This window comes from Halochromatium sp. NSM3, assembly GCF_059621085.1.
In genome coordinates, this window is the sequence record NZ_JCAQIA010000033.1 from 13,518 (window position 1) to 39,713 (window position 26,196).

At 64.5% G+C, this 26,196-nt stretch carries 29 protein-coding genes; 23 read left to right on the top strand and 6 right to left on the bottom strand.

The window, feature by feature from the left end; genetic code table 11:
• Positions 1–90 precede the first annotated feature (90 nt).
• From AC54T3_RS13315 to AC54T3_RS13410, 20 genes are all read left to right on the top strand, one after another.
• Positions 91–2,016, top strand: coding sequence for a methyl-accepting chemotaxis protein (locus AC54T3_RS13315; protein WP_496625453.1), 1,926 nt, complete (start codon positions 91–93; stop codon positions 2,014–2,016).
• Positions 2,017–2,045: 29 nt separating this feature from the next.
• A complete protein-coding gene (locus AC54T3_RS13320) occupies positions 2,046–3,620 on the top strand; it encodes a chemotaxis protein CheW (RefSeq protein WP_496625455.1) in 1,575 nt (524 codons plus the stop codon).
• A gap of 13 nt (positions 3,621–3,633) precedes the next feature.
• Positions 3,634–4,722, top strand: coding sequence for a chemotaxis-specific protein-glutamate methyltransferase CheB (gene cheB, locus AC54T3_RS13325; RefSeq protein WP_496625457.1), 1,089 nt, complete (start codon positions 3,634–3,636; stop codon positions 4,720–4,722).
• A 27-nt stretch (positions 4,723–4,749) separates the two neighbouring features.
• Positions 4,750–5,376: a HEAT repeat domain-containing protein gene (locus AC54T3_RS13330; protein ID WP_496625459.1), complete on the top strand. Its 627-nt coding sequence runs from the start codon at positions 4,750–4,752 to the stop codon at positions 5,374–5,376.
• Complete coding sequence (locus tag AC54T3_RS13335; RefSeq protein WP_496625461.1) at positions 5,373–6,230, top strand: CheR family methyltransferase; 858 nt, start codon at positions 5,373–5,375, stop codon at positions 6,228–6,230. Before AC54T3_RS13330 ends, AC54T3_RS13335 begins: the two co-directional genes overlap by 4 nt.
• Positions 6,227–6,601: a response regulator gene (locus AC54T3_RS13340; protein WP_496625463.1), complete on the top strand. Its 375-nt coding sequence runs from the start codon at positions 6,227–6,229 to the stop codon at positions 6,599–6,601. Before AC54T3_RS13335 ends, AC54T3_RS13340 begins: the two co-directional genes overlap by 4 nt.
• A complete protein-coding gene (locus AC54T3_RS13345; protein ID WP_496625465.1) occupies positions 6,598–9,576 on the top strand; it encodes a chemotaxis protein CheA in 2,979 nt (992 codons plus the stop codon). The genes AC54T3_RS13340 and AC54T3_RS13345 overlap by 4 nt, the downstream gene beginning before the upstream one ends.
• 5 nt (positions 9,577–9,581) lie before the next feature.
• Positions 9,582–9,830 carry a hypothetical protein gene (locus AC54T3_RS13350; RefSeq protein ID WP_496625466.1) on the top strand — a complete coding sequence of 83 codons (249 nt, stop codon included), beginning with the start codon at positions 9,582–9,584 and terminating at the stop codon, positions 9,828–9,830.
• Positions 9,823–10,197, top strand: coding sequence for a response regulator (locus AC54T3_RS13355; RefSeq protein ID WP_496625467.1), 375 nt, complete (start codon positions 9,823–9,825; stop codon positions 10,195–10,197). The genes AC54T3_RS13350 and AC54T3_RS13355 overlap by 8 nt, the downstream gene beginning before the upstream one ends.
• Positions 10,190–11,497 (top strand): methyl-accepting chemotaxis protein, encoded by a 1,308-nt coding sequence (locus AC54T3_RS13360; RefSeq protein WP_496625469.1) that lies wholly within the window; start codon positions 10,190–10,192, stop codon positions 11,495–11,497. Before AC54T3_RS13355 ends, AC54T3_RS13360 begins: the two co-directional genes overlap by 8 nt.
• Before the next feature lie 46 nt (positions 11,498–11,543).
• Positions 11,544–12,422 carry an STAS domain-containing protein gene (locus AC54T3_RS13365; RefSeq protein WP_496625471.1) on the top strand — a complete coding sequence of 293 codons (879 nt, stop codon included), beginning with the start codon at positions 11,544–11,546 and terminating at the stop codon, positions 12,420–12,422.
• The gene (locus AC54T3_RS13370; RefSeq protein ID WP_496625473.1) at positions 12,419–12,811 is read left to right on the top strand and encodes an STAS domain-containing protein; all 393 of its coding nucleotides are present in this window, start codon (positions 12,419–12,421) and stop codon (positions 12,809–12,811) included. The genes AC54T3_RS13365 and AC54T3_RS13370 overlap by 4 nt, the downstream gene beginning before the upstream one ends.
• Positions 12,804–13,214: an anti-sigma regulatory factor gene (locus tag AC54T3_RS13375; protein ID WP_496625474.1), complete on the top strand. Its 411-nt coding sequence runs from the start codon at positions 12,804–12,806 to the stop codon at positions 13,212–13,214. The genes AC54T3_RS13370 and AC54T3_RS13375 overlap by 8 nt, the downstream gene beginning before the upstream one ends.
• A gap of 1 nt (position 13,215) precedes the next feature.
• Positions 13,216–13,716 (top strand): anti-sigma regulatory factor, encoded by a 501-nt coding sequence (locus AC54T3_RS13380; RefSeq protein WP_496625475.1) that lies wholly within the window; start codon positions 13,216–13,218, stop codon positions 13,714–13,716.
• Positions 13,713–14,303 (top strand): SpoIIE family protein phosphatase, encoded by a 591-nt coding sequence (locus tag AC54T3_RS13385; RefSeq protein WP_496625477.1) that lies wholly within the window; start codon positions 13,713–13,715, stop codon positions 14,301–14,303. Before AC54T3_RS13380 ends, AC54T3_RS13385 begins: the two co-directional genes overlap by 4 nt.
• The gene (locus tag AC54T3_RS13390; RefSeq protein ID WP_496625478.1) at positions 14,296–15,573 is read left to right on the top strand and encodes a sensor histidine kinase; all 1,278 of its coding nucleotides are present in this window, start codon (positions 14,296–14,298) and stop codon (positions 15,571–15,573) included. The genes AC54T3_RS13385 and AC54T3_RS13390 overlap by 8 nt, the downstream gene beginning before the upstream one ends.
• Positions 15,551–15,922 carry a response regulator gene (locus AC54T3_RS13395; protein WP_496625480.1) on the top strand — a complete coding sequence of 124 codons (372 nt, stop codon included), beginning with the start codon at positions 15,551–15,553 and terminating at the stop codon, positions 15,920–15,922. The genes AC54T3_RS13390 and AC54T3_RS13395 overlap by 23 nt, the downstream gene beginning before the upstream one ends.
• Positions 15,919–16,731, top strand: coding sequence for a ParA family protein (locus AC54T3_RS13400; protein WP_496625481.1), 813 nt, complete (start codon positions 15,919–15,921; stop codon positions 16,729–16,731). Before AC54T3_RS13395 ends, AC54T3_RS13400 begins: the two co-directional genes overlap by 4 nt.
• Positions 16,732–16,889: 158 nt before the next feature.
• Positions 16,890–17,138 carry a type II toxin-antitoxin system Phd/YefM family antitoxin gene (locus AC54T3_RS13405; RefSeq protein ID WP_496625483.1) on the top strand — a complete coding sequence of 83 codons (249 nt, stop codon included), beginning with the start codon at positions 16,890–16,892 and terminating at the stop codon, positions 17,136–17,138.
• Positions 17,139–17,150: 12 nt separating this feature from the next.
• Positions 17,151–17,429, top strand: a complete 279-nt coding sequence (locus AC54T3_RS13410) for a type II toxin-antitoxin system VapC family toxin (protein ID WP_496625485.1) — start codon at positions 17,151–17,153, stop codon at positions 17,427–17,429.
• A 10-nt stretch (positions 17,430–17,439) separates the two neighbouring features.
• On the opposite strand, the gene AC54T3_RS13415 is transcribed toward AC54T3_RS13410, so the two are convergent.
• The 4 genes from AC54T3_RS13415 to prfB all read right to left on the bottom strand — a co-directional run bounded on the left by AC54T3_RS13415 (position 17,440) and on the right by prfB (position 21,680).
• On the bottom strand, positions 17,440–18,075 hold the full coding sequence (locus tag AC54T3_RS13415) for a TVP38/TMEM64 family protein (RefSeq protein WP_496625487.1): 636 nt from the start codon (positions 18,073–18,075) through the stop codon (positions 17,440–17,442).
• Between the two features lie 61 nt (positions 18,076–18,136).
• On the bottom strand, positions 18,137–18,916 hold the full coding sequence (locus tag AC54T3_RS13420; RefSeq protein ID WP_496625488.1) for a phosphate-starvation-inducible PsiE family protein: 780 nt from the start codon (positions 18,914–18,916) through the stop codon (positions 18,137–18,139).
• A 9-nt stretch (positions 18,917–18,925) separates the two neighbouring features.
• Positions 18,926–20,488, bottom strand: coding sequence for a lysine--tRNA ligase (gene lysS / locus AC54T3_RS13425; RefSeq protein WP_496625490.1), 1,563 nt, complete (start codon positions 20,486–20,488; stop codon positions 18,926–18,928).
• A 93-nt stretch (positions 20,489–20,581) separates the two neighbouring features.
• Positions 20,582–21,680 (bottom strand): peptide chain release factor 2 gene (gene prfB / locus AC54T3_RS13430; protein ID WP_496625492.1). Its coding sequence is split into 2 segments (ribosomal slippage): positions 20,582–21,604 and positions 21,606–21,680, totalling 1,098 coding nucleotides; the frame shifts between segments, so codons are not numbered across the junction.
• 133 nt (positions 21,681–21,813) lie between these two features.
• Here prfB and AC54T3_RS13435 point away from each other — a divergent pair.
• The 3 genes from AC54T3_RS13435 to AC54T3_RS13445 all read left to right on the top strand — a co-directional run bounded on the left by AC54T3_RS13435 (position 21,814) and on the right by AC54T3_RS13445 (position 24,091).
• A complete protein-coding gene (locus AC54T3_RS13435; RefSeq protein WP_496625494.1) occupies positions 21,814–22,542 on the top strand; it encodes a transposase in 729 nt (242 codons plus the stop codon).
• Between the two features lie 30 nt (positions 22,543–22,572).
• The gene (locus AC54T3_RS13440) at positions 22,573–22,884 is read left to right on the top strand and encodes a polyhydroxyalkanoic acid system family protein (protein ID WP_496625496.1); all 312 of its coding nucleotides are present in this window, start codon (positions 22,573–22,575) and stop codon (positions 22,882–22,884) included.
• Positions 22,885–23,107: 223 nt separating this feature from the next.
• Positions 23,108–24,091 (top strand): serine hydrolase, encoded by a 984-nt coding sequence (locus tag AC54T3_RS13445; protein ID WP_496625498.1) that lies wholly within the window; start codon positions 23,108–23,110, stop codon positions 24,089–24,091.
• On the opposite strand, the gene dapB is transcribed toward AC54T3_RS13445, so the two are convergent.
• Complete coding sequence (dapB, locus tag AC54T3_RS13450) at positions 24,079–24,900, bottom strand: 4-hydroxy-tetrahydrodipicolinate reductase (protein ID WP_496625500.1); 822 nt, start codon at positions 24,898–24,900, stop codon at positions 24,079–24,081. The genes AC54T3_RS13445 and dapB overlap by 13 nt on opposite strands.
• A gap of 15 nt (positions 24,901–24,915) precedes the next feature.
• On the bottom strand, positions 24,916–26,058 hold the full coding sequence (gene dnaJ, locus AC54T3_RS13455; protein WP_496625502.1) for a molecular chaperone DnaJ: 1,143 nt from the start codon (positions 26,056–26,058) through the stop codon (positions 24,916–24,918).
• Positions 26,059–26,196: the final 138 nt, after the last annotated feature.

The following is a 26,196-nucleotide window of genomic DNA, read 5'->3' on the forward strand; positions in this document are numbered from 1 at the left end:
TTCGGTGGCGGCGGCGCTGCCCCTCGGCGATCAAGCTCGTCAACACAACGCCTCAGACATCTGTTCCGATCATCCGTCTAGGAAACCGCTATGGCCCTCGTCAAGAAACATCCCGATAGCTCTTCCGCGTCCGCAAGCACCCCGGACAGCCGCGCCAACAATGCCGCCGCCACCCGCGAAGCGGAAGCCCAGCGCAAGCGGGCCCGCACCCTGGCCAAGCAGCAGCAAGCCGCCGAGCGCATCGCCTCGGCCACGGCGCAGCTCGCCTCGGGTATCAACGAAGCCGCCTCGGCGGCCGAGGAGCTGAAGCGTGCCTCTGACCAGATCGCCTCCGGCGCCGAGGAAGCCTCGGGCGCCTCGCAGGAGTCGCTGACCGCCTTCAAGCAGGTCACCACCGCGCTGACCCATCAGTTGCAGAACGCCGAGAGCGCGCAAACCAAGGTCGAGTCGCTGAGGGCGCTGATCCTCACTGTCGGCAGCGAGATCGAGACCTTCATCAACAACGTGCGCAGCAGCGCCGAGCGCCAGGGCGAGTCGGTGAAGATGGTCTCCGAACTCGAGCAGCAGGCCTCGAATATCGGCGATATCGTCAACGCCGTGGTGCGCATCGCCGATCAGACCAACCTGTTGGCGCTGAATGCCGCCATCGAAGCCGCGCGTGCCGGCAATCATGGCAAGGGCTTCGCTGTCGTTGCCGACGAGGTGCGCACCCTCGCCGAGACCTCGGAGAAGAGCGCCAAACAGATCCAGGATCTGGTCGCCCAGATCCAAACCGAAGTCAAGCTGATCTCCGAGGGCATCAACAGCTCCGCGACCAAGGTCCAAACCGAGGCCGAAAACGGCAAGCAGATCAACGAGCAGCTCACGCACATCCAGAATGACTCCGCTGATGTCACCGCCGCGATCCAAGAGATCGCCGCCGGCGCGCAGCAGTCCGAGATGGCGACCAAGCAGGCCCTGCAGGGCACCGAGGAGATCGCCACCGCCGCCGAGGAGCAGTCTTCCGCCGCAGAGGAGACGGCCAAGACCGTCGACGAGCAGACTCAGGCCCTAGGTCAATGCGAGCAGGCGGCGCAGAATCTCTCGGATCTGGCCGAGGAGCTGAGAAGCTCGACCGACATCAGCAAAAGCGCCGAGGAGGTCGCCTCGGCGGCCGAGGAACTCTCCTCGGCGGTGCAGGAGATCAATCGCTCCAGCGCGCAGGTCTCCGAGGCCATCGAGCAGATCCGCAAGAGCGCGCAGTTGCAATCCTCGGCCACTGAGGAATCGGCCACGGCGGTCGCGCAGATCGAGAAAGGGATCGAGATCGCCAAGCAACGCGCCACGGCCGCCGATGAGAAGATCCGCATCATCGCCGAGTTGCTCAAGACCAATCAGACCAGCATCGAGAACCTGATCAACGGCGTCGCCGAATCGGCCGAGGCCTCGCGCGCGAGTCTGCGCCAGATCAAGAACCTGGAGTTGGTCTCGCGCAATATCGACAAGATCGTCGATGCCATCTCCACGGTCTCGATCCAGACCAACATGCTCGCGGTCAATGGCTCCATCGAGGCGGCGCGGGCCGGCGAGTTCGGCAAGGGGTTCGTGGTGGTCGCCACTGACATCCGCAACCTCGCCCACGACTCGTCCGAGAATGCCGACCGCATCAAGGATCTGGTCAAGGCGGTGCAGGATCAGATCAATACTGTCTGGCGCGATCTGGAAGACAACATCAACGCCGCCAATACCGAGGCGCAGAAGGCGCGCTCCATCACCTCTGGCTTGGTGAGCGCCGAGACCGATGTCGCCGCCGTGCAAAAGAGCATCGTCGATGTACTCAATGCCGCAACTGAGATCGCCGCCTCCATCAGCCAGGTGAAAACCGGCGTCGAGCAGATATCCTCTGCGGCCGAAGAGGCGGAAAAGGCCGCCACCGAGGCCGCTTCCGCCGCCACCGAGCAGTCGCAGGGCGCCGAGGAACTGGCCGCCGCGATCGAGGAGATCGCCTCGCTCGCCGATGAGCTGCAGAGCGCCTGAGTGCACCCACCGTCTTGCCGGAGATCCTCATGACCAACGCAACGGTCGCCGCCTCCCCGCCGCTCGACACCGAATCGGACGTGCGTCAATTCGTCATCTTCGTCTGTGGCAGGGAGGTGTTCGGGGTCGACATGGCCCCGGTTCAGGAAATCATCCGTGTGCCCGAGGTGGTGCGGGTGCCGCTGGGCCCGGAGACGCTGCTTGGCCTCGCTAACCTGCGCGGCAAGGTGCTGCCGATCATCAGCCTGCGCCACCTGTTCGGCTTCGATGAGCGCGACAACGATGATGCCTCGCGCGCCCTGGTCATCGATCTGGGGCAACCGCTGGGGTTCGTCGTCGATCGCGTCAGCAGCGTGGTGGCGGTGGAACCGGAGCAGATCGAGGATGTCACCGATCTCAGCACCACCGTCAACACCGAAATGCTCTCGGGCCTGCTGAAGAACGTCGGCGGCTTCGAGATGGTCATGGTGATGGACTTCCAGCGCCTGATCGGGCTCGAACTCACCGAGATCGACCAGCTCGAGGCGACAACCGCCGCCAGCGCCGCGAGCCTGGGCCAGAATGAGGCGTCCGCAAGCGACGACGGGGACACGACCCAGGATGAACTCCAGCTCGTCAGCTTCCAGGTCGCCGAGCAGGAATACGCGATCCCGATCGAGCACACCCAGGAGATCGTCCAACTGCCCGAACACATCGTCAAGGTGCCGCGCACCGCGTCGCATGTGTTGGGGTTGATGAATCTGCGCAATCGCCTGCTGCCGCTGGTCTCGCTGCGCTGCCTGCTGGAACTGCCGCCGCGCACCGCCGATGAGCATAGCCGCATCGTCGTGGTGCGCTTGGGCGCGATTACGGTTGGCTTGGTGATGGACAGCGTCAACGCCGTGCTGCGGGTGCCGACCTCGGCGGTGGAGGCAATGCCTGCGCTCCTGGCCGCGAGCGGCGAGCTGCAGGAGATCGCCGAGATCTGCCGCCTCGGCGAGGGCGGCAAGCGTCTGGTCTCGATCATCTCGATTCGCAACCTCTTCCGCCATTCATCCATTCAGGAGGCCCTCTCGACCTTGAACGACATGCACGACGGCGAGCCCAGCGCGCGTGAGGCGAGCGACGGGCGCAGCGATGGCGAAGAACAGGTGGTGGTGTTCCGGCTCGACAAGGAGGAGTTCGGCGTGCCCATCGCCAGCGTGCAGGAGATCGTGCGCGTTCCCGATGAACTCACCCATGTACCCAAGGCGCCGGCCTTCGTCGAGGGGGTGATCAACCTGCGCGGCTCGGTGCTGCCGGTGATCGACCAGCGCCGCCGGCTGGGCCTGCCCTCGCTCGCGCACAATGATCGGCAACGCATCATGGTATTCCTGCTCGATGGGGTGCGCATCGGCTTCATCGTCGATGTCGTCGCCGAGGTGCTGAAGATCCCCAAGGCCGCGATCGAGCCGGCACCGCACCTGTCTGCGGAGCAGGCGCAACTGATCAACCGCGTCGCCAACATGCAGCGGCAAAAGCGCCTGATCCAGTTGCTCGATCCCGCGCATCTGATCGCCCACGAGCAGCGCCAGGCGCTGGTCAACCTCGCGGACAGTCCCGAGGCCGTCGTCAGCGCATCATGAAGAGCCGCCGGTCGTGATCAAACTGCTGATCGTCGATGATTCGGCGCTGATGCGCCGGCAGTTGAAGAACATCTTCCTGGCCGAGGGCGACTTCCAGATCGAGGTCGCCCGCAATGGCGAGGAGGCGGTCGAACTCAACAGCCGCTTCGCGCCGGATGTGATCACGCTCGACATCAACATGCCGCAGATGGACGGCCTCACCGCGCTGTCCCTGCTCATGGCCGAGCGCCCGGTGCCGGTGGTGATGGTCTCCTCGCTGACGGAAAAGGGCGCCCTCTCCACCTTCGAGGCGCTCAATCTCGGCGCGGTCGACTATATCCCCAAGCCCGATGGCACCATCTCGCTGTCGATCGCCGAGGTCGAGGCGGAGATCGTCGCCAAGGTGCGCGTGGCCGCCGGCGCGCACCTGAAGAAGGCGCGCGGACTGGCGGCGCGCATCCGTGGCGATCTGAGTGCCGCCAACGCGACCAAGCCGGCAGCGCCGCCGCAACGCCCGACGCTGAGCGTGGACCAGAGCGCCAGCCGCGATGGCCTGGTCATCATCGGCGTCTCCACCGGCGGCCCGCGCACGCTCGAGGAGATCCTGCCGCGATTACCGGCCGACTTTCCCTGGCCAGTGCTGGTCGCCCAGCACATGCCGCCGAGCTTCACGCGCCCCTTTGCCGAGCGCATGAACGGACTCTGCGCGCTCGAGGTCTACGAATTACGGCGGCCGATGCCGCTCGAGCCGGGGCAGGTGTGCATCGGCCGCGGTGGCGCCGACATGGTGGTGATGCGCCGCGCCAATCGGCTGATGGTCAGCTCGCGCCCGGAATCCTCCGATCACCTCTGGCATCCCTCGGTGGAATTGCTCGGCGAATCGGTGCTGCAACATTGCGACCCACAGCGCATTATCGCCGTTATGCTCACCGGTATGGGCTACGATGGTGCCGAGTCCTTCGCCGCGCTCCATCGCCGTGGCGCGCGTACCATCGCCGAATCCAAACAATCGGCCGTGGTCTTCGGCATGCCGGCGGAGCTGATCAACCGCGGCGGCGCCACCAAGGTGCTGTCGATGGAGCGCATCGCCGAACAGATCATCCAGTGGGTCAACGCCGGCTAATCCGCGCGGCCAGCACAACAACGCATCATGGCACTGAAAAAAGGCAAACCGACGCCGACCATCGATGTCCCCGGCGAGCGCCAACAAGCGCGTGATCTGGACGGACTCGTGCAGGCCCTGCAAGCGGATGATCCGCTGACGCGGCGCTGGGCGGCGCGCGATCTGACAGCCCACCCCAACGCGGCCACGGCGCTGGTTGCGCAACTGCGGCGCGAGACCGAGAACAGCGTCCGCCAGGTGATCCTGACCACGCTGACCAGCATCGGCAACGACACCGCCGTCCAGGGGCTGATCGACTGCCTCTATCTGGAAGATGCGATGCTGCGCAATGCCGCCATCGAGGTGCTCAAGGGATTACCCGATCAGGTCGCGCCGTTCATGGGGCGGTTATTGCAGGATCCAGACCCCGATGTGCGTATCTTCGCCGTCGATGTGCTCGAATCCCTGCGCCATCCGCGCGTCGAGGACTGGCTGATCGAGGTCATCAGTCAAGACCCGCATGTGAACGTCTGCGCCACCGCCGTCGACCTGCTCGGCGAGGTCGGCAGCGACCAGGCCAAGGCCGCGCTCGCGTCTCTGAAGCAGCGCTTCGCCGATGAGCCTTATATTCAGTTTGCCGCTGATCTCGCCCTCAAGCGCATCGAGGCCGAATGAGCGTGATGCCGACTCTACCGAGGATCAGCGACGAGGATTTTCAGAAGTTCCGGGAATTCTTCTATCGCAAGACCGGCATGCTGTTCGAGGACGGCAAGCGCTATTTCGTCGACAAACGCCTGCTCGAGCGCATGGCTGCGACCAACAACGAGACCTTTCGCGGCTACTTCACCCTGCTGCGCTTCCAGGCCTCGGGCGGCGAATTGCAGACCCTGATCAACCTGATGACGGTCAACGAGACCTACTTCTTTCGCGAAGAGTATCAGTTTCGCTGCCTGGTCGACTCAATGCTCGCCGAGATCGTCGCCCAGCGTTCGTCCTCGACCAAGCCCATCCGCATCTGGTCGGTGCCCTCGTCCTCCGGCGAGGAACCCTACGGCATCGCCATCTACCTGCTCGAGCACTGGCCACTGCTGCGGCAATGGGATGTCGAGATCATCTCCTCGGACATCGATACCCAGATCCTGAAGCAGGCCAAGCAAGGGCTGTATGCCGAGCGCGCCGTGCAGCATCTGCCCGAGCCGCTGCTGAAGAAGTATTTCCAGCGCGTCGGCGCGCACTACCAGGTGCGCAAAACCTTGCGCGAGGTAGTGGAATTCACCCAGGTCAATGTCAGTGATAGCGCCGACATGCGCAGCCACCGCCACTTCGATGTCATCTTCTGTCGCAACCTGCTCATCTACTTCGATGACATCTCGCGCAAAAAGACCGCCGAATCGTTCTTCGACGCACTGAATCCCGGTGGCTTCATCTGCCTTGGACATTCCGAGGCTATGAGCCGGATTTCGCCGCTGTTCCAGATTCGGCGGTTTCCCGAAGCGATCGTCTATCAAAAACCGTTGGAGGCGAGATGAAGCGCATTCTGGTCATTGATGACGCCGCCACGGTCCGGCTCTATCACCGTGAGATCCTGGAGAAGGCGGGATTTGTCGTCGCCGAGGCCATCAATGGGCTGGAAGCCCTGGAAAAGCTCGAAGAGGCGCCCTTCGATCTCTACCTGGTGGACATCAACATGCCTAAGCTCGACGGCTACGGCTTCTTGCGCGCGCTGCGTCAGTTGGATGTGCCCCAAGCGCCAGCGATCATGATCTCGACCGAATCCTCGGCGAGCGATCGCCAAACCGCCTTGGTCGCCGGCGCCAATCTCTACATCCTCAAACCGATCAAGCCCGAGCAGTTGCTGCTGCATGTGCACGGCCTGCTCGGGGAGTGGCATCAGCCATGAATCCATTACTGGACCAGTTTCTCAGTGAATCGCGCGATGCCATCCAATCCATCGGCGAAAAACTCCTGCAGCTGGAGACCGCGCCTGATGATCAGGCGTTGATGGGCGAACTGTTCCGGCTGGTTCACACGCTCAAGGGCAACAGCGGCCTGTTCGAACTGCCGGAGATGATCCGGGTGCTGCACGCGGCCGAAGACCTGATGGATACGGTCAGGGCCGGACGCGCGACCTACTCGCAGGCGCTCGCCGACCAACTGCTCGAGGCGATGGATTTCGTCTCGGCGGTGCTCGACGAGATCCAACAGGCCGACACGGACAGTCTGCCGGCCAATGCCGAGCGCTCGGCCGCCGCCGTCGATCTGGCGCGCTCATTGCAGCAGTTCAAGCGCGATGGGGCGCCGGCGAGCGCAGACGCCGCCCTCGCTCAGTCGGCGAGCGAATCGGCAACCGGGGCAGTCACTGAGCCAGCCACTGATTCAGCGGCAACGCCGGCGGCGGACTCGGCGCTCGAGGCCGTGCTGACACGGGTTGCCGAAGCCGTGCGCATGGAGCTGTATCAGCGGATACTCGCTGGAGAGGCATTCTTCTGGGTCTGTTACGAGCCCGAGGAGGAGTGTTTCTACAAAGGCGAAGACCCCTTCTTCCAGATCATCCAGCTCGCCACGCCATGCTGGCGCGCATTGAGCGCGCGCGAGCCCTGGCCGGAGCCAGAGGCCCTGGATGCCTACCGCTGTCTGCTGCGCTTCGAGTGCATCACCGCGATGGACCGCGACAACCTCGCGGAGCATTTCCGCTATGTGCCGGATCAGGTTCAAATCCGACCGCTCGCCCTAGAAGACTTGCCCATCCCGACCGGTGCCGAGCATGACGGCGTGCCCGTCGCCGATTATCTGCGCAGCGCCACCGAACAGCTCCGGCAGGGCGATCTGCCGAGCCTGATCCAGAGCAGCCGGGTCTTGCTGGAGCTTGCGGCGCCTGGCTTACGTATCGCTTCGGCGATGCGCTGGCTGCTGTTGCTCCTGGAGACGCGCCCCGACGACCACGCGCTGCCTTGGGCCTTGTTGGAACGCATCCGCCAGCAGGAGGATCCGACGGCGATGGCGGCACTGCCGTCGGATTCGGAGGCGACAACGGCGACGGCAACCCCGGCAGGCACAACGGCAGGCGCCCCAGCAGCCCATCCAGGAACTTACCAGGCAGGCGCTCCAGCGGAGCAGCAAACCGCGCGCGCGCCGATCGGCGAGCCGCTGGCCGGTATCCTGCACACCCAAACCGAGATCCTGGCGCTGGAAGACCACCCGGACTGGCTTCAGGGTCGCTTGCGCGCGGTCGCCGCCAGTCTGCGCGCCGCCTTCGAGGGACTTGGCGAAAAGGCCGTGCTGACGACACTGGAAACGGCGTTAGCGCAAGCGCTCGAGCAGGATAGCCCGCACCCCCTGCGCGCCTGGCTCGAAGAACAGAGCGCGCCCTACCTCGCCGCCATCGCCGATGCCGACGCCGATACCACCGCTGCCTTCGACGCTAACGCCGCCTCCGGCCTCGCCGCAGTTTCAGCATCGCTCGCCGACCCCGCTGCATCAGCCGCTTCCGCGTCCGCTGCCGTCGCCGCAAGTACCGCTGCGGCAAGCACGCTTGCGGGCGCGGCCCAGAGCGCGCCTGAAAGCGCTCAGGCAAGTGCATCTGTCAGCGCTCAAGCAGGCGCTCAGGCAAACGTCGCTGCAGGCGCCCCCGCAGGCGCCCCCGCAGGCGCTCAAGCCGCGCCGCGCAAATTCGGCCGCCGGCTCGAGGACAACTACGCCACTCCCAGCTCGATCAAGGTCGACCAGGCCAAGATCGACACCATGATGAACCTGATCGGCGAGATGATCGTCGCCAAGAATGCCCTGCCCTATCTCGCCGCCCGCGCCGAGAAGGTATTCGGCGTGCGTGATCTCGCGCGCGAGATCAAGGGCCAGTACAGCACCATCCATCGCATCGCCGATGAGATGCAGGACGCCATCATGCAGATCCGCTTGCTGCCGGTGTCCTTCGTCTTCCAACGCTTCCCACGGCTGGTGCGCGATACCGCGAACAAGCTCGGCAAGGAGGTGCATCTGGTGATGGAGGGTGAATCGACCGAGGCGGACAAGAATGTCATCGAATCCCTCGCCGATCCGCTGGTACACATCATCCGCAACAGCCTCGATCACGGCCTGGAGACGGCCGAGGAGCGCCGCGCCGCCGGCAAGCCGCCGGCCGGTCAACTGAGCATTCGCGCGCGCTCGGAGTCGGATCGGGTGGTGATCGAGATCGCTGATGATGGCCGCGGCATCGATCCCGAGATCATGCGTCGCAAGGCCTACGAGAAGGGCATCATCGATGAGCAAACACTAGAACGGCTCACCGATCAGGAGGCGGTGAACCTGGTCTTCGCAGCTGGATTCTCGACCGCCGCCGCCGTCTCCGATCTCTCCGGGCGCGGGGTCGGCATGGACGTGGTGCGCAACGCGGTGGCACAGGTCAACGGCAGCATCGACCTGAAGAGCGAGCCCGGCAAGGGCACGCTCCTGCGCCTTTCGCTGCCGCTGTCGATGGCGGTGAGCAATGTGATGATCATCCAGTCCGCCGGGCAGCGCTTCGGCATCGCCATGGATGCCGTCGCCGAGACCGTGCGCGTGCCCGAGACCAGCATTCAGACGATCAAGCAGCAAAAAACGACCGTCTTGCGCGGACGGGTGATGCCGCTGATGGCGCTCAACGACCTCTTGGGCCTGAGTGAGCCGCAGGTCGCCAATGACGACCGCGAGTTGGCGGTCTTGGTGGTGCGGATCGAGAACGATTTTCTCGGTATCATCGTTGACGACTGCCTGGAGACGGTGGATATCATCCTCAAGCCGCTCGCCGGCTTTCTCGGCAACATCAAGGGGTATGCTGGCTCCGCCCTGTTGGGCGACGGCTCGGTGCTCTTGGTCATCAACCCCAGAGGTCTGCTGTGATGGGCATGGACATCCATGAAAACACCCTCGTAATCAGCGACATCCTGAACGTCGAGGAGGCCGAACCCCTACTGGAGTGGCTGCTCGAACATCGCGATGGGCAGCTCGACCTCAGCGCCTGCAACCATCTACACGCCGCCAATCTGCAGGTGCTGATGGCGCTGCGGCCAACCATCGCATCCTGGCCGGATGATCCTGCACTCGCGGATTGGCTCAAAATCGCATTCGATGAAACGGAGTCCAACCATGCCTAAGACCATTCTCGTGGTCGATGATGCCGCCACCATGGTCATGAGCCTGAAGGCCAGCCTGGAGATCGCCGGCTTCAAGGTCGAAACCGCCAACGATGGTGTCCAGGCCATCGACAAGCTCAAGAGCGGCATCAAGCCTGATCTCATCATCACGGATATCAATATGCCGAACATGGGCGGCATCGAGTTCATCGGCAAGGCGCGCGCCCTGCCCGGCATGCGCTTCATCCCGATCCTGGCGCTGACCACCGAGAGCCAGCAGGCCAAGCGCGACGAGGCCAAGAAGCTCGGCGCCACCGGCTGGCTGCTCAAGCCGACCAGAGGTGCGGATCTGGTCAAGGTCATCAAGCAGGTTCTGCCGGGTGCGTGAACGGCTGTTGCGCAGGCTGCGCGACGCTGCGGCCGCCATCGACCTCCCCGAGGACGCGCCACGCGCACAGCACTTGCGCCGGCTGCACCACATCACGGCGGCCGCCATCGGGCTCGGCGCGCTCCTGCTCGCCGTCTTGTTCTACCTGGGTCAGCCGTGGCTGCAGCCGCTCGCGCGGACGCTCAACATCAGCGAGGCGGCCGCGCTTGCCATCACGGTTGCCGGCTTGCTGCTGGTGACCCATGCGCTCGCCGCCGTGTTGGTGTTTCGCGCCAGCGTCGGCATCCTCGAGCGTGAGCGGGAGCGGGTCGGGCATCATCTCGACCGCACCCAGCAGACGCTGAGCGCCAGCGCCGACATCGATCAGGCCTTGCAGGAGTATCTTGAACTCTCGGTACGCGAGGGCGAATCCTCCACCCTGACGCTCATCACGCGGGTCGAGCAGTTGAACAGCTCCGCGCACGGGCTGCTCGATTACCTGCAGCATTCCGACACCAATGCCAGTGATATGGCGACGGATATCCGCCAGGGCGTGGAGGAGATGAACAAGATCGCCGGTTTCGTCCAGGAGCTGCCCGACAAGATTCGCCACAACAACCAAGCGGTCGAAAACATCCTCGCCGAGATCAAGCATCTCGAGGGGCTGGCCGGATCGATCAAGTCCATCAGTCAGCAGACCAATATGCTGTCGATCAATGCCGCCATCGAAGCCGCGCGCGCCGGCGAGGCCGGGCGCGGTTTCGCCGTGGTCGCCGCCGAGGTACGCTCGCTGGCCAACCGCTCCGCCGAGGCCGCGAGGACCATCGAATCCGGTCTCGACCAGGCCCTAGGCGCGGTGCAACAAAGCCTGAGCGAGAGCGATCTGACCAACGCCAGCGATGGACTCGAACAGGCCAACCAGGTCGCTGTGGCCTTCGAGAAATTGCAGCATAGCTACGAGGACATGCGTCAGTTCTACAAGACGCTGTTTGCGGTGGTGACCAAACACAATACCGAACTCGCCGAGCAGATCGCCGACATGCTCGGGCTCTTGCAATATCAGGATGTCGAGAGTCAGCGCCTGAACCGGATCAAGGACACGCTGACGCAACGCCAGGAACTCTATGCGGCCTTTGCCCAATGGGACGCCCTCTCCGACGTCCAGGTTGGCAGCGAAGCCGACGAAGAACTGACGCAACTGTCGCAGGCATTGCAGCAGTTGCTGGAACAGTATCTGCTCAATGAGTCCATGCACGGCCACCCGGATTACGTCACCGCAGACGCCGAGACCGACACCGGCCCGCGCATTGAGCTGTTCTGATGACGCCGACCGCGCCGTTCAACCGCCTTCATCTGGACCCTCCATCATGACGTCGCCCCTCTCACAGGTCCTACGCAGACAGCAAGACGACCTGCTCAATCACTGGTTGCACGACCTGTCCAAAGCCGCTTCCGACGCCAGCTTCAACCCCGCGCATCCCGAGCTGATGGAGCCCCTACGCGCGCTCTTCTGGGCGATCATCGCGCAGCTCGGCCAGGAGCCCGCCCAACAAGCGCCGCTGCCAAGCGACCACAGCGAACAGCAGGCAACGCTGGACACACAGCTGCAACACCTGATCGCCGAGCAGGCGCGCCTGCAGCGCAACCTCTCCGATACCCTTGGCTTCCTGCTGCATCTCAAGCATCTGTTGCTCAAGGCGCTGCTCGCCGTCGAGGCGGTGGAGGCCCAAGAGCCGCCGGATCGCGGCATCCTCTGGCTCGATCAGTGCTTCGAATGGATCGCGCGCCAGACCTTGGAGCATACCCTCGCCCAGCGCGATCGCTATATCTCCGAGCAGAGTCTGTCGATCATGGAGCTGTCGACACCGGTGCTGCGGCTCTGGCATCAGATCCTGTTGCTGCCGCTGGTCGGCGTCATCGATACCGGCCGCGCGCGCCAGATCACCGACCATCTGCTCGAGGCCATCGCCAAGTATGAGGCGCGAGTGACGGTCATCGACCTGACCGGCGTGCCGATCATCGACACCAGTGTCGCCCAGCACATCATGAAGACCATCGATGCCGCGCGCCTGCTCGGCAGCCGGGTGGTACTCACCGGCATCAGCCCGGAGGGCGCGCAGACGCTGACCAAGCTCGGCATCCGCTTCGGCGATGTGATCTCGCGCGCCAGCCTGCGCGCCGGCATCGCCGAGGCGCTGCTGATCACCGGTAAGCGCATCTCGGCGATGGAGGCTGGCACGCGATGAAGATCCCGATCCTGCGACTCGGGCGCATCCTCCTGGCCTCCATCCAGGAGGATCTCACCGATACCGAGGCCATGGAGTTCCAGTCGGACCTGGTCAACGAGGTCGCCGAGATCGAGGCCCTCGGTGTCGCCGTCGACATCACCGCGCTGGACGTGGTCGACTCCTATATGGCCCGCGTCATCAACGACACCGCCAGCATGGTGCGCCTGCTCGGCGCCGAGGTGGTGATCTGCGGGGTGCAACCCTTCGTTGCCATGACCCTGATCGAGATGGGGCGCGACCTGATCGGCGCGGACTGCACCTTCAACCTGGATCAGGGCCTGGAACAGCTCAAGGCGCGCATCGCCAGTCGAGGTGACATTCGCTTCGCCGGTGACGAGGATGAATGAGCCAACGCCCGCCGAGCGTATCGCCATCCGTACCCATAACGATATCGTCACCGCGCGCCATGCCGCGCGCGAGCACAGCGCACGGCTCGGCTTCGGGCGCGCCTATCAGACCCGACTCGCCACAGCGGTCTCGGAACTCACCCGCAACGTCATCCAATACGCCGGCGAGGGCAGTTGCCTGATCGAGGACCAAAACGATGCCGACGGCTGCAGCATCCAGGTCAGCGTCGAGGATCATGGCCCCGGCATCCCCGATCTGGCCCTGGCGCTGGCCGATGGCTTCAGCACCAGTGGCGGCCTCGGTGCCGGTCTCCCCGGCACCCGCCGCCTGGTCGACCATTTCCAGATCAGCTCCGAGCCGGGACTCACCCGTGTTGTCATCCGCATCCGCAAAGCCCGTTGAGATGACTGAGCTTCCCGCGCCGACCGAGGTTTGCGGCAGCCGTCGCTTCTCGATCCGGACCGAAGCCGATGTGATGGCGGTTGCGCGCGGCGCGCGCCAGCTCGCCGAGCGCCTCGGCTTCGGCCAGGCGCGGGCCTATCATCTGGCCACCGCGACCTCGGAGCTGGCGACCAATCTGGCCGTCTACGCCGGTGGTGGCACGGTGTGCCTGCGCGTCATCGAAGACCCCGCGCGGGCGTCCCATATCGGGGTCGAACTCCGGGTCGAGGATCAAGGCCCCGGCATCCCGGATCTGGCGTTGGCGATGACCGAGGGCTTCAGCACCGGCGCGCGTCTCGGCTGTGGCTTGCCCGGTGCCAGTCGCCTGATGGACGAGTTCAGTATCGACTCCTCGGCGCGCCAGGGCACGTGCATTCGCGCCGTCAAATGGTGCCAGCCAGCACCGACAGCGCACGAACGAACAGAACCCGGACGGCTAGTGCCCGCACGGACAGAACCATGAGCAGCACGCCCGCCAATCTGGGCTTGGCCTTGCGTCCCATGCCCGGCGAATCCGTCTGTGGCGATCAGATCGGCGTCTGGTCGCAGGCTGGGCAGCCGCTCCAGCTCGCCTTAGCCGATGGCCTCGGGCATGGCCCAGGCGCGCATCAGGCCGCCGCTAGCGCGATGCGGATACTCGGCGATCTGCACCAATTGCCCATCGACGCCCGCTTTCAACGCTGCGATGAGCAACTGCTCCACACCCGTGGCGTGGCATTAGCGATAGCCGATCTCGATCTCCAAGCACATCGTTTAACGCATGCCGCAGTCGGCAACATCCGCTCGCTGTTGCTGCGCCAGGGCCAGGTCACGCGGCTGGGCGCGGCGCGCGGCATCGTCGGCGCGCACTTCCGCGACCTCTACCTGGAACAGCACGACTTTCAACCTGGAGACTGGCTGGTGATGTTCTCCGATGGCATCAGTGAAGGCGCCCAGATCGCCGACGCCCTGCACGGCGCCGAGCCCACCCCGGCTACCGCGCAGGCCCTGCTCGAGCGCTGGGCGAGCACGCACGACGATGCCTCCCTCCTGCTCTACCGGCATGCCTGACGCCCCCGGCCAAGACGCACCGGCCCAAGCTGAGCCGGACAGCCTCGCGGTTCGCTACGCGCGGCTGCTGCACCGGGCCGTGCTCGGCGATGATCCGCTGGTGGTCGAGACCGCCCTCGCCGAGGCCGCCGAACTTGGCCGCGAGATGATGCGCGCCGAGATCCCGCTCGAAGAGGTCAGCGAGATCCATCACGACGCCCTCGTCGCACTCGCCCAGGCGCATCCGCAACTGACCCTGCCGAGCGTCGCACACCGGATCACGGCGCCGTTGATGGAAGCCTACATGGCCTACAGCCTAAGCTTCCGCGAACAGCTCGAGCATCGCACCAACGCCATCCTCAACGCCCGCATCGATCAACTGCGGCGCCTGGAATCGATCGGCACCCTGGCCGCTGGCGTGGCGCATGAGTTCAACAACATCCTCGGCAGCATCATCGGCTTCACCGAGTTACTCACCGATGAAGTCGAGTCCGCGCCCGGCAGCCAATACCTGCAGCACATCCTACAATCGAGCTTTCGGGCGCGCGATCTCACCGCGCGTCTGCTGACCTTTGCCCGCGACATGCCGGAGGTGCGGGAACCGGTCGATGTGGTGCCGGTGGCCGAGGAGACCCTGGAGTTGCTGCGCGCGACCCTGCCGGTCAGCATTCGCCTCGTACTCGAGGCCGCAGTGCCGCAGGCCTGGGTCATGGCCGATGCGAGCCAGATCCAGCAGATCATCATGAATCTCTGCATCAATGCCGCTGACGCCATCCAGGTGCGCGATGGCCGCATCCAGGTGGGCATCGAGCAGGTTGGCATCGAGACGCTGATGGACACCGCCCGGAGCGAGCACCTGAACGAGCACCTGAACGAGCACCTGAACGAGCACTGGACCGACTCTCCGAACGACGCCCCCAAGGCTCGAGTCCGCTTGAGCGTCGCCGACAACGGCGAAGGCATGACCGCCGAGACGCGCGCTCGCATCTTCGACCCCTTCTTCACCACCAAGGCGCCCGGCAAGGGCACCGGCCTCGGCCTCTCGGTCATCCATGGCCTGGTGACCAGCATGGGCGGTACCATCAGCCTGGAGAGCACCCCCGGCCTCGGCACCCGCTTCCGTATCGATCTGCCGGCGCTCACCGGGACACTCGAACCCGGCGTGCTCGAAGCGGGAGCGGGAGCGCAAGCGCCAGGGGCACGCGCACCGGCAACGCACGAGGCGCATGCCCGCGAGGCGCCGGGCCCAGCGACGGAAAACGATGACCATGACGACGATCCTGATTGTTGATGACGACGAACTGTTCCGCACCATGCTCGAGGCCATGCTGCGCAAGGAGGGCCATCAGGTGCTCACCGCCAGCAACGGCACCGAGGCCCTGGCGCGGCTGGAATCGACATCCCCCGACCTGATCATGACCGATATCCTGATGCCGGATGGCGATGGCATCGAGCTGATTACCGCCCTCAATCAGCAGCAGCGCGGCATTCCGATCATCGCCATGTCCGGCGGGCGGCGCGCCATCAGCCTGGAGTTCAACCTGGAATCGGCGGCGCTGATGGGCGTGAATGCGACCCTGCCGAAGCCGTTCACGCGCGAGCGCTTGCGCCAGGCGCTCGCGGACGTGCTACCAGGATGACGCCAACCAAGACGGCCGGCCCCGGCGTGCCCCCCAACGCGCCCCCCAGCGTGTTGGCGGTGACCAACCGCAAGGGCGGCACCGGCAAGACCACCACGGCCGTCAACCTGGCCGCTGCCTTCGCTGCGGCCGGTCAACGCACCTTACTGATCGATCTGGACACCCAGGGCCACTGCGCCCTCGGCCTGGGCCTGCGCCCAACGCCGGGGCAGCTCAGCGCGCATCATCTCTTCGCCGAAGCGCCGCCCACCCTGGCCGAACTCTGCTGCGCAACGGCCTGGGAAGGGCTGGACCTAGTGCCCGCCAGTACCGACTTTCGCCACAGCCGTATCGGCGATGACGACCAAATCCTGGCCCGCGCCCTCGCCGAGCCGGCCATCGCCGAGCGCTACGATCAGATCCTCATCGACTCGCCGCCCTCGCTCGATCATCTGCTGTTCAACGCCCTCTCAGCCGCGCATTGGGCGATCATCCCGTTCGTCCCGCATCCGCTGGCCGGCGAAGGCGTGAAGCAGCTCTCACGCGTGTTCTTCCAGGCCGCGATGGGCGGCAATACCGGCCTGCGCCTGCTCGGGGTGCTGCCGGTGATGCTCGATACGCGGATCGGACAACACCGAGCCATCCGCGCTCAGGTGGCGGAGCAATTCGGCGAACAGCGGGTCTTGGGCGGCATCCGCAATGACATCAAGCTTGCCGAGGCCTTCGCTGCGGGTCAGCCGGTGCGCGTCTATGCCCCGCGCAGCCGCGGCCAGCAGGATTATCAGGCGGCCTTTGAGACGATCACGACCTGTCTGCGGACACGCATGTGAATCTCACCTGGTATAGCAGCGTTGCCACTATGGCTTACGGCAGTGAGGTGGGGCTAGCTAGACCAGACTAGACTAAAATATGCTTGGTCTAGATCACAGGCCTCATCCATCAACTCACCTCAACGGAGGACGCGGGGTCGATTTCTCGCGTACGACGGATGCAAGCCATCAACATGCTGCAAGCCAAATCCTCTCTATCCCGCTTAGTGGAAGCCATCGAGCAAGGACGGGAACGCGAAATCATCATCGCCCGTAATGGCCGTCCCGCCGCCAAGTTGGTGCCGCTGGATACCGGTCCGATCGGCCCGCGTCTCGGCGTCGCCAAAGGCAAATTCGAGGTGCCAGAGAATATTGACACCCATAACGCGGAGGTAGCTCGGCTATTCCTGGGTGAGGAACCGATGTGAACCTGCTGCTGGGTGAGTGTCGCTAGCGTGTGGGAAATTGCCATCAAGTACGCGCTGGGCTGGGGCGACATGCCCGTATCGAGTCAGGAGGCCATCGACTACTTCCGCGCGTCTGGTTATCGCCTCCTGGCCATCGAGGCCGAGCATGCAGCGGCGGTCGAAGCGCTGCCCGCGCACCACCAAGACCCTTTCGATCGCCTGCTCGTGGCCCAAGCGCTGGTCGAACCGATGCGGCTGATGACGCACGATCCCTCGGTGTCTTGCTACAGCGACACCATCATCAAGATCTAGCATCCCAGCCTCAACTCGGCTCATCTGCCCGCAGCAGCCGCCTGAGCAATAGCACCGCGAGCGAGATGACGACCAGGATCACCAGGCCGATGATCGCTGCGGCGAGATTGCGCTCGAACATGGACTCACCGAGCAGCACGAAGCCCGCCCCATAGGCCCCGGTCAGCAGCATCGACACGCGAAAGTGCAGCTTCAGCGGGATGCCCGAAAACCCGAGCAGATAATTCTTGATGAACAGCGGCACGCCAGGCGTGATCCGCAGCAACAGCGTGAAGCGCAGGGCGCTGCGTCGACGGTCATCGAACGAGGGCAAGCGGTAGCGCGTGCGCGCCAGCAGGCGCTCCAGATGCGGGCGCAGTCCGCTGTGGGCGATCCAGTGGCAGAGCACGAGGTTCGCGGCCAAGGCCAGGAGCGAACCGAGCAGCCCGAGGGCGGTACCGAACACGGCGCCGGCGAGCACGAACAGCGGCGTGATCGGGAAGCCGAGCGCCGGTAGCACGGCCATCAGCAGGAAGAACGACAGCGGATCGGCCTCGCGCTTCCAGTCGAGGATGTGCTCATAGTTCCAGGACAGCCACAGCGCCAGCGAGAACGCGATCAGCAGCGCGCCGCCCAGCAGCACGGCACCGAGCAGGGAGCGCTTCATGTCCGCGCCCCAGAACACGCGACGCTGCGGGCACCAGCGCCAGTGGCGATCGAGGCCAACATCACTTGCCGGATTTGCGCCGATACACCGAGGTGTCGAGACGTTTCATCAGGTAGTAGCCACCGATCAGCGTTGCCAGCAGCGCCGCCATGCCAATCATATACATGGCCGGATCGCCCTTGCCCTCGAGGTCGAGCACGACGACCTTGCGCGCGAGCGCGGTGATGGCGATCAACAGCATCATCTCCACATGCACGGACTTATCGACCATGTACATGTAGATGCTGGCCATCAGCTCGACGGCGATCAGCACGATGAGGAACATGCCGAAGACCTCGAACAGCTCCTCGAGCCCGAGCATGAAACCATCGGTGCTGAACAGGTCTTGGTAGAGGATGAAGCAGAGTTCGACCAGCGCGATCACCGAGACGCCGGCGATCAACAGCAGCAGCACGAACGCGAGACTGCGCTCGAAGTAATGGAAGAGCGCATGCAAGATCGGATGGCGATGCTTGGGCTTGGCAATGCCAAACGGATCCAGCCCCGGCAGCTCGGCTGCGGATACGCCCTCGTGCTGATCGCTCGCTGCTGACACCACCCCCTCGCCGCCTGCGGGGATGATGCGCACCAGCGCGCCGGCTTGGGCGAAGGCCGCGTGCAATCGGGACGCGAGCGCGCTATCGATCCCGCGCTTGACCGTCACCGGCGTGCCGCTGAAGAGCTGGGCGACGGCCTCGTCGGAGAGCGTGAACAGGCGCTTGACGCGCGCGCGGGCTTGGCCCGGATCGGTGCCGGGCGTCAGCTCGCCGGCAAATTCGAGGTCGAATCGCGTGGCGCTCATGATCGATGCTCAGCGCTCATCCTGCGCGCGCATGTGCGGGAACAGCAGCACGTCGCGAATCGAAGGCGCATCGGTGAACAGCATCACCAAACGATCGATGCCGATGCCTTCACCGGCGGTCGGCGGCAGGCCGTGCTCGAGCGCGCGGATGTAGTCGGCATCGAAGTGCATCGCCTCCAGATCGCCGGCGTCTTTGTCGGCGACCTGCTTGCGGAAACGCTCGGCCTGATCCTCGGGATCATTCAGCTCGGAAAAGCCGTTGGCGATCTCGCGCCCGCCGACGAAGAACTCGAAACGATCGGTGACGAAGGGATCCTCATCGCTTTGGCGCGCCAGCGGCGAGACCTCGGTCGGATAGGCGGTGATGAAGGTCGGCTGCATCAGCCGACTCTCGACGGTCTTCTCGAAGATCTCGATCTGCACTTTGCCCAGGCCGGCGCTGTCCTTGCAATGGATGCCAAGGCGCTCGGCCACCGCGCGCGCGCGTTCCAGCGAGTCGAGATCCGCATCGCTCAGGTCCGGGTTGAAGTGCAGGATAGATTCGCGCACGCTCAGGCGTTGGAATGGCTGCGAGAAGTCGTAGGTCTCGCCCTGATACGCGATCTGGGTGGTACCGAGCACCCGCTCGGCGAGCGTGCGCAGGAGATCCTCGGTCAGGTCCATCAGGTCGCGGTAATCGGCGTAGGCCTGATACAGCTCGAGCATGGTGAACTCGGGGTTATGCCGCGTCGACAGCCCCTCGTTGCGGAAGTTACGGTTGATCTCGTAGACGCGCTCGAAGCCGCCGACCACCAAGCGCTTGAGGTAGAGTTCGGGCGCGATGCGCAGGAACAGCTGCATATCGAGCGCGTTGTGATGGGTGACGAAGGGCCGCGCGACCGCGCCGCCCGGGATCGCCTGCATCATCGGCGTCTCAACCTCGAGGAAGGCGCGCTCATTGAGATAGTCGCGGATGCCTTGCACCAACCGCGTGCGCACCTGGAAGGTCTCGCGCGTGGCCTCGTTCATGATCAGGTCGAGGTAACGCTGGCGATAGCGGCTCTCGGTATCGGCGAGCCCGTGCCATTTCTCCGGCAGCGGCCGCAGGGACTTGGTCAGCAGCCGCAACCGATCGACCTTGAGCGACAGCTCGCCGGTCTTGGTGCGGAACACCTGGCCGGAGACGCCGATGATATCGCCGATATCCAGCTCCTTCTTGAACCAGGCGTACTCATCGGTGCCAAGCACATCCCGCTGCACGAACAGTTGCATGCGCCCGCTCATATCCTGCAGATGGGCGAAGCTCGCCTTGCCCATCACGCGCCGGCTCATCAGCCGGCCGGCGAGTTTGGCGCGCACGTTGCGCGTTTCCAGCTCGGCGCCGTCCATCGCCTCATACTGGGCATGCAACTCGCCGGCGACCTGGCTGCGGCGAAAATCGTTCGGGAAGGCGATGCCCTGCGCGCGAATGGCGTTGAGCTTCTCGCGGCGCTGGGCGATCAGCTTGTTCTCGTCCTGCTGCGAGGGTGCGGCGCCCTGCTCGGTGACTGGTTCGGTGGCCGGCTCGGCGTCGTTCGGCTGCGTCTGGTTCATGGTTCCCAATCGGCGTGGTTGGCGGATGCGTGGCGCCTATCCGCGCGTGTCGTGGTGGTGGTGCGTATCCGCAGGCCCTGTCTCGGCCGGGCATCAAAGCCCGCTCTTGAGGCTCGCCTCGATGAAGGGATCAAGGCCGCCGTCGAGCACCGCCTGGGTGTTGCCGGTCTCGATATTGGTGCGTAAATCCTTGATGCGCGACTGATCTAGCACATAGGAGCGGATCTGACTGCCCCAACCGATGTCGGACTTGCTCTCTTCCAGTGCCTGCTGCTCGGTGCGCCGCTTCTGCATCTCCAGCTCATAGAGCTTGGCCTTGAGCTGCTTCATCGCCTGATCCTTGTTGGCATGTTGCGAGCGGCCGTTCTGGCATTGGGTGACGGTGTTGGTGGGTAGATGAGTGATGCGCACGGCGGACTCGGTGCGGTTGACGTGCTGACCGCCAGCCCCCGAGGCGCGATAGACATCGATGCGCAGCTCGGCCGGGTTTATCTCGATCTCGAACGAATCGTCGATCTCGGGCGAGACGAACACCGCCGCGAACGAGGTATGGCGCCGATTGCCGGAATCGAACGGCGACTTGCGCACCAGCCGATGCACACCGGTCTCGGTGCGCAGCCAACCGAAGGCATGATCGCCCTGCACCGAGACCGTGGCCGATTTGATCCCGGCCACATCGCCGGGCGAAACCTCGGTGAGTTCGGCCTTGAAGTCGTGCGCCTCGGCCCAGCGCAGGTACATGCGCAGCAGCATCTCGGCCCAGTCCTGCGCCTCGGTACCGCCGGAGCCGGCCTGGATGTCGATGAAGGCGTTGTTGGGGTCCATTTCGCCGGAGAACATGCGCCGAAACTCGAGTTCGGCAACGCGGTGCTCGTAGCCTTGCAGGTCGGCGAGCACCGCCGCGACCGTCTCGACGTCCTCTTCCTCAGCGGCCATGGCCAGCAGATCGTCGGCATCGGCGAGGCCATCATCGAGTTCCCGGATGCTATTGACCACGGTCTCGAGCGCGGCGCGCTCGCGCCCCAGCGCTTGGGCGCGCTCGGGGTCGGACCAAACCTCGGGCGCCTCGAGTTCGCGCAGAACCTCGGTCAGGCGCTCTTGTTTGCTGGCAACGTCAAAGGTACCCCCTAAGGAGCTCGAGGCGCCCCTTGAGGTCGGCGATTTGCGCGCGAACCGGGTTGATGTCTTCCATGAGGGTCTCCGCTGGATGAAAAACACGCCATGATACCCTAGCCCGCCTCATCATCGCAGGCAAAAAATGGTCATACCCCATCGATCGTCTATACTAGAAGTCAGGCCCTTTTGCTGCAGGGAGTGATCTACCCATGGCCCGTCTTCCGCGTTTCGTTCTTCCCGGTTTTCCGCAGCATGTGATCCAACGTGGCAATCATCATCAGATGATCCTGCGCGACGAGGAGGATTACTGGTTTCTCTGGGGCCGATTGGGTGACGCAGCGGCCAAGTTCGATTGCGACATCCATGCCTATGTGCTGATGCCGGATCATTTTCATCTGCTCCTCACCCCTTGGCGCGAGGATGGCATCGGCAAGCTGATGCAGTACACCGGGCGCTATTTCGTGCAGCACATCAACCACCGCTATCAACGCAGCGGAACGCTCTGGGAAGGACGCTACCGGGCGACCCTACTCGACCCGCAGGCCCTGCTGCTGCCGGTGAGCCGCTACATCGAGACCAACGCGGTGCGCGCCGCGTTCGTCGAGCGCGCCGATGAGTATGATTGGTCGAGTTACGCCGCCAACGCGCTCGGCATCGAGGACGAGCTGATCAGCCCGCACGCGGTCTACCGCGCCCTCGGTGCCAGTGACGCGGAACGCCAACGGGCTTACCGCGCGCAATTCGACGCCGGTTTGAGCCAGGAACTGATCGCCCATATCAGGGCCTACACCAACAAGGCCTGGGTGCTGGGTGACGAGCACTTCTGCCAGGCCATCGAGGACAAGCTCAATCGGCGCGCGCGACCGCGCCCACGCGGCGGTGATCGGCGCTCGGCGGCCTATCGCCGTGCATTGCAGCAAGCGGTCACCTTACACTAGCGGGACATTCGCCAGATAATGGACAGCTCCATGTCGAAGATCCACGTTGCTCGCTCGCACCGCCTTGGCCTTGCCGCGGCCCGGGCCGAGGTCGAGCGTATTGCCGCTCGGGTGCACGACGAGTACGGCGCCGAGTATCACTGGCAGGGTGATGTGCTCCATTTCAAGCGCGCCGGGATCGGCGGCGGCCTGATCGCGATCGCCGATGACTCCATGGATATCTGGATCGACCTCGGGCTGCTGTTGAGCCCGATGAAGGCGGAGATCCAAGAGCGCCTGACGCGCAAGATCGACGAGACCCTGGCCCGTTACGATGCCGATCATCCGTTGCCCACGTCCTGATTGAGTCCTGATCGAGCCGCTCGCAAAACATGAGGCGTCGTCGAGAAAGGGGCTCGATCACACTGACTGAAAAGCCAATTTTCATCAGACTCGTCTTGTTTTTATGCGCCGCCCGGTCTATCCTGAGGACGACAGGGGGTGCTGGTGCGGGGGCCGCGCCTGATTCCAGGCGCAGGCACCAGCAGTTTCAAGAAACAGGCTTAACACGCATCGAGGCTGTGCGATGAGCGGTCGAGAAGACGCCGGGCTTTGGGGATCCCATCACGAAGACGATCGTGACGCTTGCGATGATCGCAGCGGGGGACGACGGCACATCGATCGCCGCGACTTCATCGCCAACATGGGCGGTGCCGCCGCCGCCTTGCTGTGCGGCATCTCCATGCCGAGCGAAGCCGCGCAAGGATCGAGCCTGCAGCGCCAGCTCGTCAGTCTCGTCAAACGCCAGCGCGCGCAAGGGCTGATTCGTGCCGACGAGCAGACCTCTTGGTCGATCTATGATTTCACTCGGGCCAAGAAGCTGGTGTCCATCAATGAGGACACCCCGCGCCAAGCCGCCAGCATGCTGAAGCCCTTCGTCGCCCAGGCGTTCTTCTACACCATGAAGGAGCAGGGCTCGCGGCTACGTTACACCGCCACGGTGCGAGAGACGATGGCGCGCATGATCCGCGACAGTAGCAATACGGCCACCACCGAGATCATGCAGCTCATCAGCCGCTACAACGGCGGCAACGGGCCCAGGGATGTAGAACATATCCTCAAGCGCCATGCGCCCGGCGTCTTCCAGCAGACAAGCATCATCGAGTACATTCCCGCGAACGGGCGTACCTACCGCAATCTGGCCTCGGCACACGACTACAGCCGTTTCCTCTGGGCACTCTGGAACAACCGGATGCCGTATGCCAACGAGGTGCGCGATCTGATGGCCCTCCCCAATCACGACCGCATCACCAAGCGCGTGGCGGGCATGCCATCCAACATCCGCGTTTACGATAAGAGCGGCTCCACAGCGATGCTCTGCGGCAACATGGGCATCATCGAATGCCACGACCGGCGTGGCCGCCCCCGGCCCTACACCTTCATCGGCATCATCCAAAAGAGCCAGCGCACCAACTATTACACGACCTGGATCACCAATCGCAGCAACGCCATGCGCGAGGTGTCGGGGCTCGTCTATCGCTACATGCGCGAGCAGCATCAGTTGGTCTGATCACGCAACCCCAACACATCCTGCATGTCGAACTGCCCCCGCTCATGCTCGGCGATCCAGCGCGCGGCGCGGCAGGCGCCGCGTGCGAAGGTCATGCGGTTGGTCGCCTTATGCGCGATCTCGACCCGCTCACCATCGGCCGCGAACCAGACGCTGTGCTCGCCCACCGTATCGCCGGCGCGAATGGTCTCGAAACCGATGGTTTGGCGCTCACGGGCGCCGGTGTGGCCCTGCCGTCCGTAAACGGCGACCTCGCCGAGATCGCGCCCGAGGGCATCGGCAATCACCTCGCCCATGCGCAACGCCGTGCCGGAGGGCGCGTCGACCTTGTGCCGGTGATGCGCCTCGATGATCTCGATATCGGCATCATCGCCCATCACGCGCGCTGCCAGATCCAGCAGTTTGAAGCAGAGATTCACGCCCACGCTCATGTTCGGCGCCAGCACCACGGCGGTGTCGATGGCCGCCTCACTGACCGCCTCGCGCTGCTCGGGCGTCAGCCCGGTGGTGCCGATCACCATGCGGCAGCGGGCATCGCGGCAGAGTTCTAGGTGGTGCATGGTCGCGCGCGGCGTGGTGAAGTCGATCAGCACGTCGAAATCGGCCAGCACCTCATCGAGGTCGGGGCGGATGGGGGCGCCGATCGGTCCGATACCGGCCAGCTCACCGGCATCGATACCGACCAGGGTGCTATCCGAGTGCTCGGTCGCGGCGGTGACACTGAGGCCGTCGGTCGCATGCGCCGCGCTGATCAGGGTGCGACCCATCCGACCGCCCGCGCCGGCAACGGCTACACGAATCGGTTCCATCTGTCTTCTCCCGGGCTAGAGCCCCATCTTCTCGAAAAAGTGCTTGACCCCGTCGAGCCAGGAACTCGACTGCGGGCTGTGGTGCTTGCCGCCGGCGCTGACGCTCTCCTCGAACTCGCGCAGGAGTTCCTTCTGGCGCTCGGTCAGATTCACCGGGATCTCGACGATCACGCGACAGAGCAGATCGCCCACCGGCCCACCACGCACCGGCTTCACGCCCTTGCCGCGCATGCGAAATAGCTTACCGGTTTGCGTCCCGGCCGGCACCTTGAGCACGACCTTGCTATTGAGCGTCGGTACCTCGATCTCGCCCCCGAGCGCAGCGGTGACGACACTGATCGGCACCTCGCAGAACAGATGGCTGTCCTCGCGCTTGAAGATCGGATGCTCTTCGACGACGACCTGCACGTAGAGATCGCCCGCCATGCCGCCATGCTCGCTCGGCTCGCCCTCGCCGGCGAGGCGGATACGGTCCCCGGTATCGACACCCGCAGGCACCTTGACCGAGAGGGTCTTCTCTTCCTTCAAGCGGCCGACGCCACGGCAATGCCGACAGGGCTCCTCGACCACCTTGCCGGTCCCACGACACTCGGGACAGGCCTGCTGGATCGAGAAGAACCCCTGCTGCATGCGCACCTGCCCCATGCCTTGACAGGTGGGACAGTCCTTCGGGCTGGTGCCGGGCTTGGCACCGCTGCCGCCGCAGTGATGGCATTCAACCCTGGTCGGGATACGGATCTTGACATCCTTGCCGGTGACGGCCTCCTCCAGGGTCAGCGACAGGTCGTAGCGCAGATCGGCGCCGCGCGCGGTGCGCCGGCCACCACCGCCACGGCCGCCGAAGATGTCGCCGAAGACATCCCCAAAGATATCGGAGAAGCCACCGCCGGCGAAGTCACTCGGACCCCCGCCACCCCCGAAACCGCCTTGACCACTGACGCCGGCATGGCCGAACTGGTCGTAGGCGCTGCGTTTGCGGGCATCGGTCAGGACGTCGTGTGCCTCCTTGGCCTCCTTAAACTTGGCAAGCGCTTCGGCATCATCCGGGTTGCGATCCGGATGGTATTTCATGGCGAGACGCCGAAACGCCTTCTTGATGTCCTGCTCGCTGGCATTTCGGCTCAGGCCGAGGACGTCGTAGTAATCGCGCTGGGACATTCGCGTAATCGGTCAGTCGTTGGGAAACAGAAATCCAGATCGCGGGGGCGATCGAAAACGAAACGGCGCGTGGGCCCATGCCCCCCCCCCGACCCCGGGCCGGCGCCAAGGCCCACGCGGCATGATTTGGGGCAGTGG

Coding starts and splice junctions, on each gene's coding strand:
- AC54T3_RS13355 (WP_496625467.1), top strand. CDS start 9,823: ATGCCTAAGACCATTCTCGTGGTCGATGATGCCGCCACCATGGTCATG.
- AC54T3_RS13345 (WP_496625465.1), top strand. CDS start 6,598: ATGAATCCATTACTGGACCAGTTTCTCAGTGAATCGCGCGATGCCATC.
- AC54T3_RS13320 (WP_496625455.1), top strand. CDS start 2,046: ATGACCAACGCAACGGTCGCCGCCTCCCCGCCGCTCGACACCGAATCG.
- AC54T3_RS13405 (WP_496625483.1), top strand. CDS start 16,890: ATGCAAGCCATCAACATGCTGCAAGCCAAATCCTCTCTATCCCGCTTA.
- AC54T3_RS13390 (WP_496625478.1), top strand. CDS start 14,296: ATGCCTGACGCCCCCGGCCAAGACGCACCGGCCCAAGCTGAGCCGGAC.
- AC54T3_RS13445 (WP_496625498.1), top strand. CDS start 23,108: ATGAGCGGTCGAGAAGACGCCGGGCTTTGGGGATCCCATCACGAAGAC.
- AC54T3_RS13330 (WP_496625459.1), top strand. CDS start 4,750: ATGGCACTGAAAAAAGGCAAACCGACGCCGACCATCGATGTCCCCGGC.
- AC54T3_RS13350 (WP_496625466.1), top strand. CDS start 9,582: ATGGACATCCATGAAAACACCCTCGTAATCAGCGACATCCTGAACGTC.
- AC54T3_RS13440 (WP_496625496.1), top strand. CDS start 22,573: ATGTCGAAGATCCACGTTGCTCGCTCGCACCGCCTTGGCCTTGCCGCG.
- AC54T3_RS13385 (WP_496625477.1), top strand. CDS start 13,713: ATGAGCAGCACGCCCGCCAATCTGGGCTTGGCCTTGCGTCCCATGCCC.
- AC54T3_RS13420 (WP_496625488.1), bottom strand. CDS start 18,916: ATGAGCGCCACGCGATTCGACCTCGAATTTGCCGGCGAGCTGACGCCC.
- dnaJ (WP_496625502.1), bottom strand. CDS start 26,058: ATGTCCCAGCGCGATTACTACGACGTCCTCGGCCTGAGCCGAAATGCC.
- AC54T3_RS13340 (WP_496625463.1), top strand. CDS start 6,227: ATGAAGCGCATTCTGGTCATTGATGACGCCGCCACGGTCCGGCTCTAT.
- lysS (WP_496625490.1), bottom strand. CDS start 20,488: ATGAACCAGACGCAGCCGAACGACGCCGAGCCGGCCACCGAACCAGTC.
- AC54T3_RS13335 (WP_496625461.1), top strand. CDS start 5,373: ATGAGCGTGATGCCGACTCTACCGAGGATCAGCGACGAGGATTTTCAG.
- AC54T3_RS13435 (WP_496625494.1), top strand. CDS start 21,814: ATGGCCCGTCTTCCGCGTTTCGTTCTTCCCGGTTTTCCGCAGCATGTG.
- AC54T3_RS13375 (WP_496625474.1), top strand. CDS start 12,804: ATGAATGAGCCAACGCCCGCCGAGCGTATCGCCATCCGTACCCATAAC.
- AC54T3_RS13315 (WP_496625453.1), top strand. CDS start 91: ATGGCCCTCGTCAAGAAACATCCCGATAGCTCTTCCGCGTCCGCAAGC.
- AC54T3_RS13380 (WP_496625475.1), top strand. CDS start 13,216: ATGACTGAGCTTCCCGCGCCGACCGAGGTTTGCGGCAGCCGTCGCTTC.
- AC54T3_RS13370 (WP_496625473.1), top strand. CDS start 12,419: ATGAAGATCCCGATCCTGCGACTCGGGCGCATCCTCCTGGCCTCCATC.
- AC54T3_RS13365 (WP_496625471.1), top strand. CDS start 11,544: ATGACGTCGCCCCTCTCACAGGTCCTACGCAGACAGCAAGACGACCTG.
- AC54T3_RS13400 (WP_496625481.1), top strand. CDS start 15,919: ATGACGCCAACCAAGACGGCCGGCCCCGGCGTGCCCCCCAACGCGCCC.
- dapB (WP_496625500.1), bottom strand. CDS start 24,900: ATGGAACCGATTCGTGTAGCCGTTGCCGGCGCGGGCGGTCGGATGGGT.
- AC54T3_RS13395 (WP_496625480.1), top strand. CDS start 15,551: ATGACGACGATCCTGATTGTTGATGACGACGAACTGTTCCGCACCATG.
- AC54T3_RS13415 (WP_496625487.1), bottom strand. CDS start 18,075: ATGAAGCGCTCCCTGCTCGGTGCCGTGCTGCTGGGCGGCGCGCTGCTG.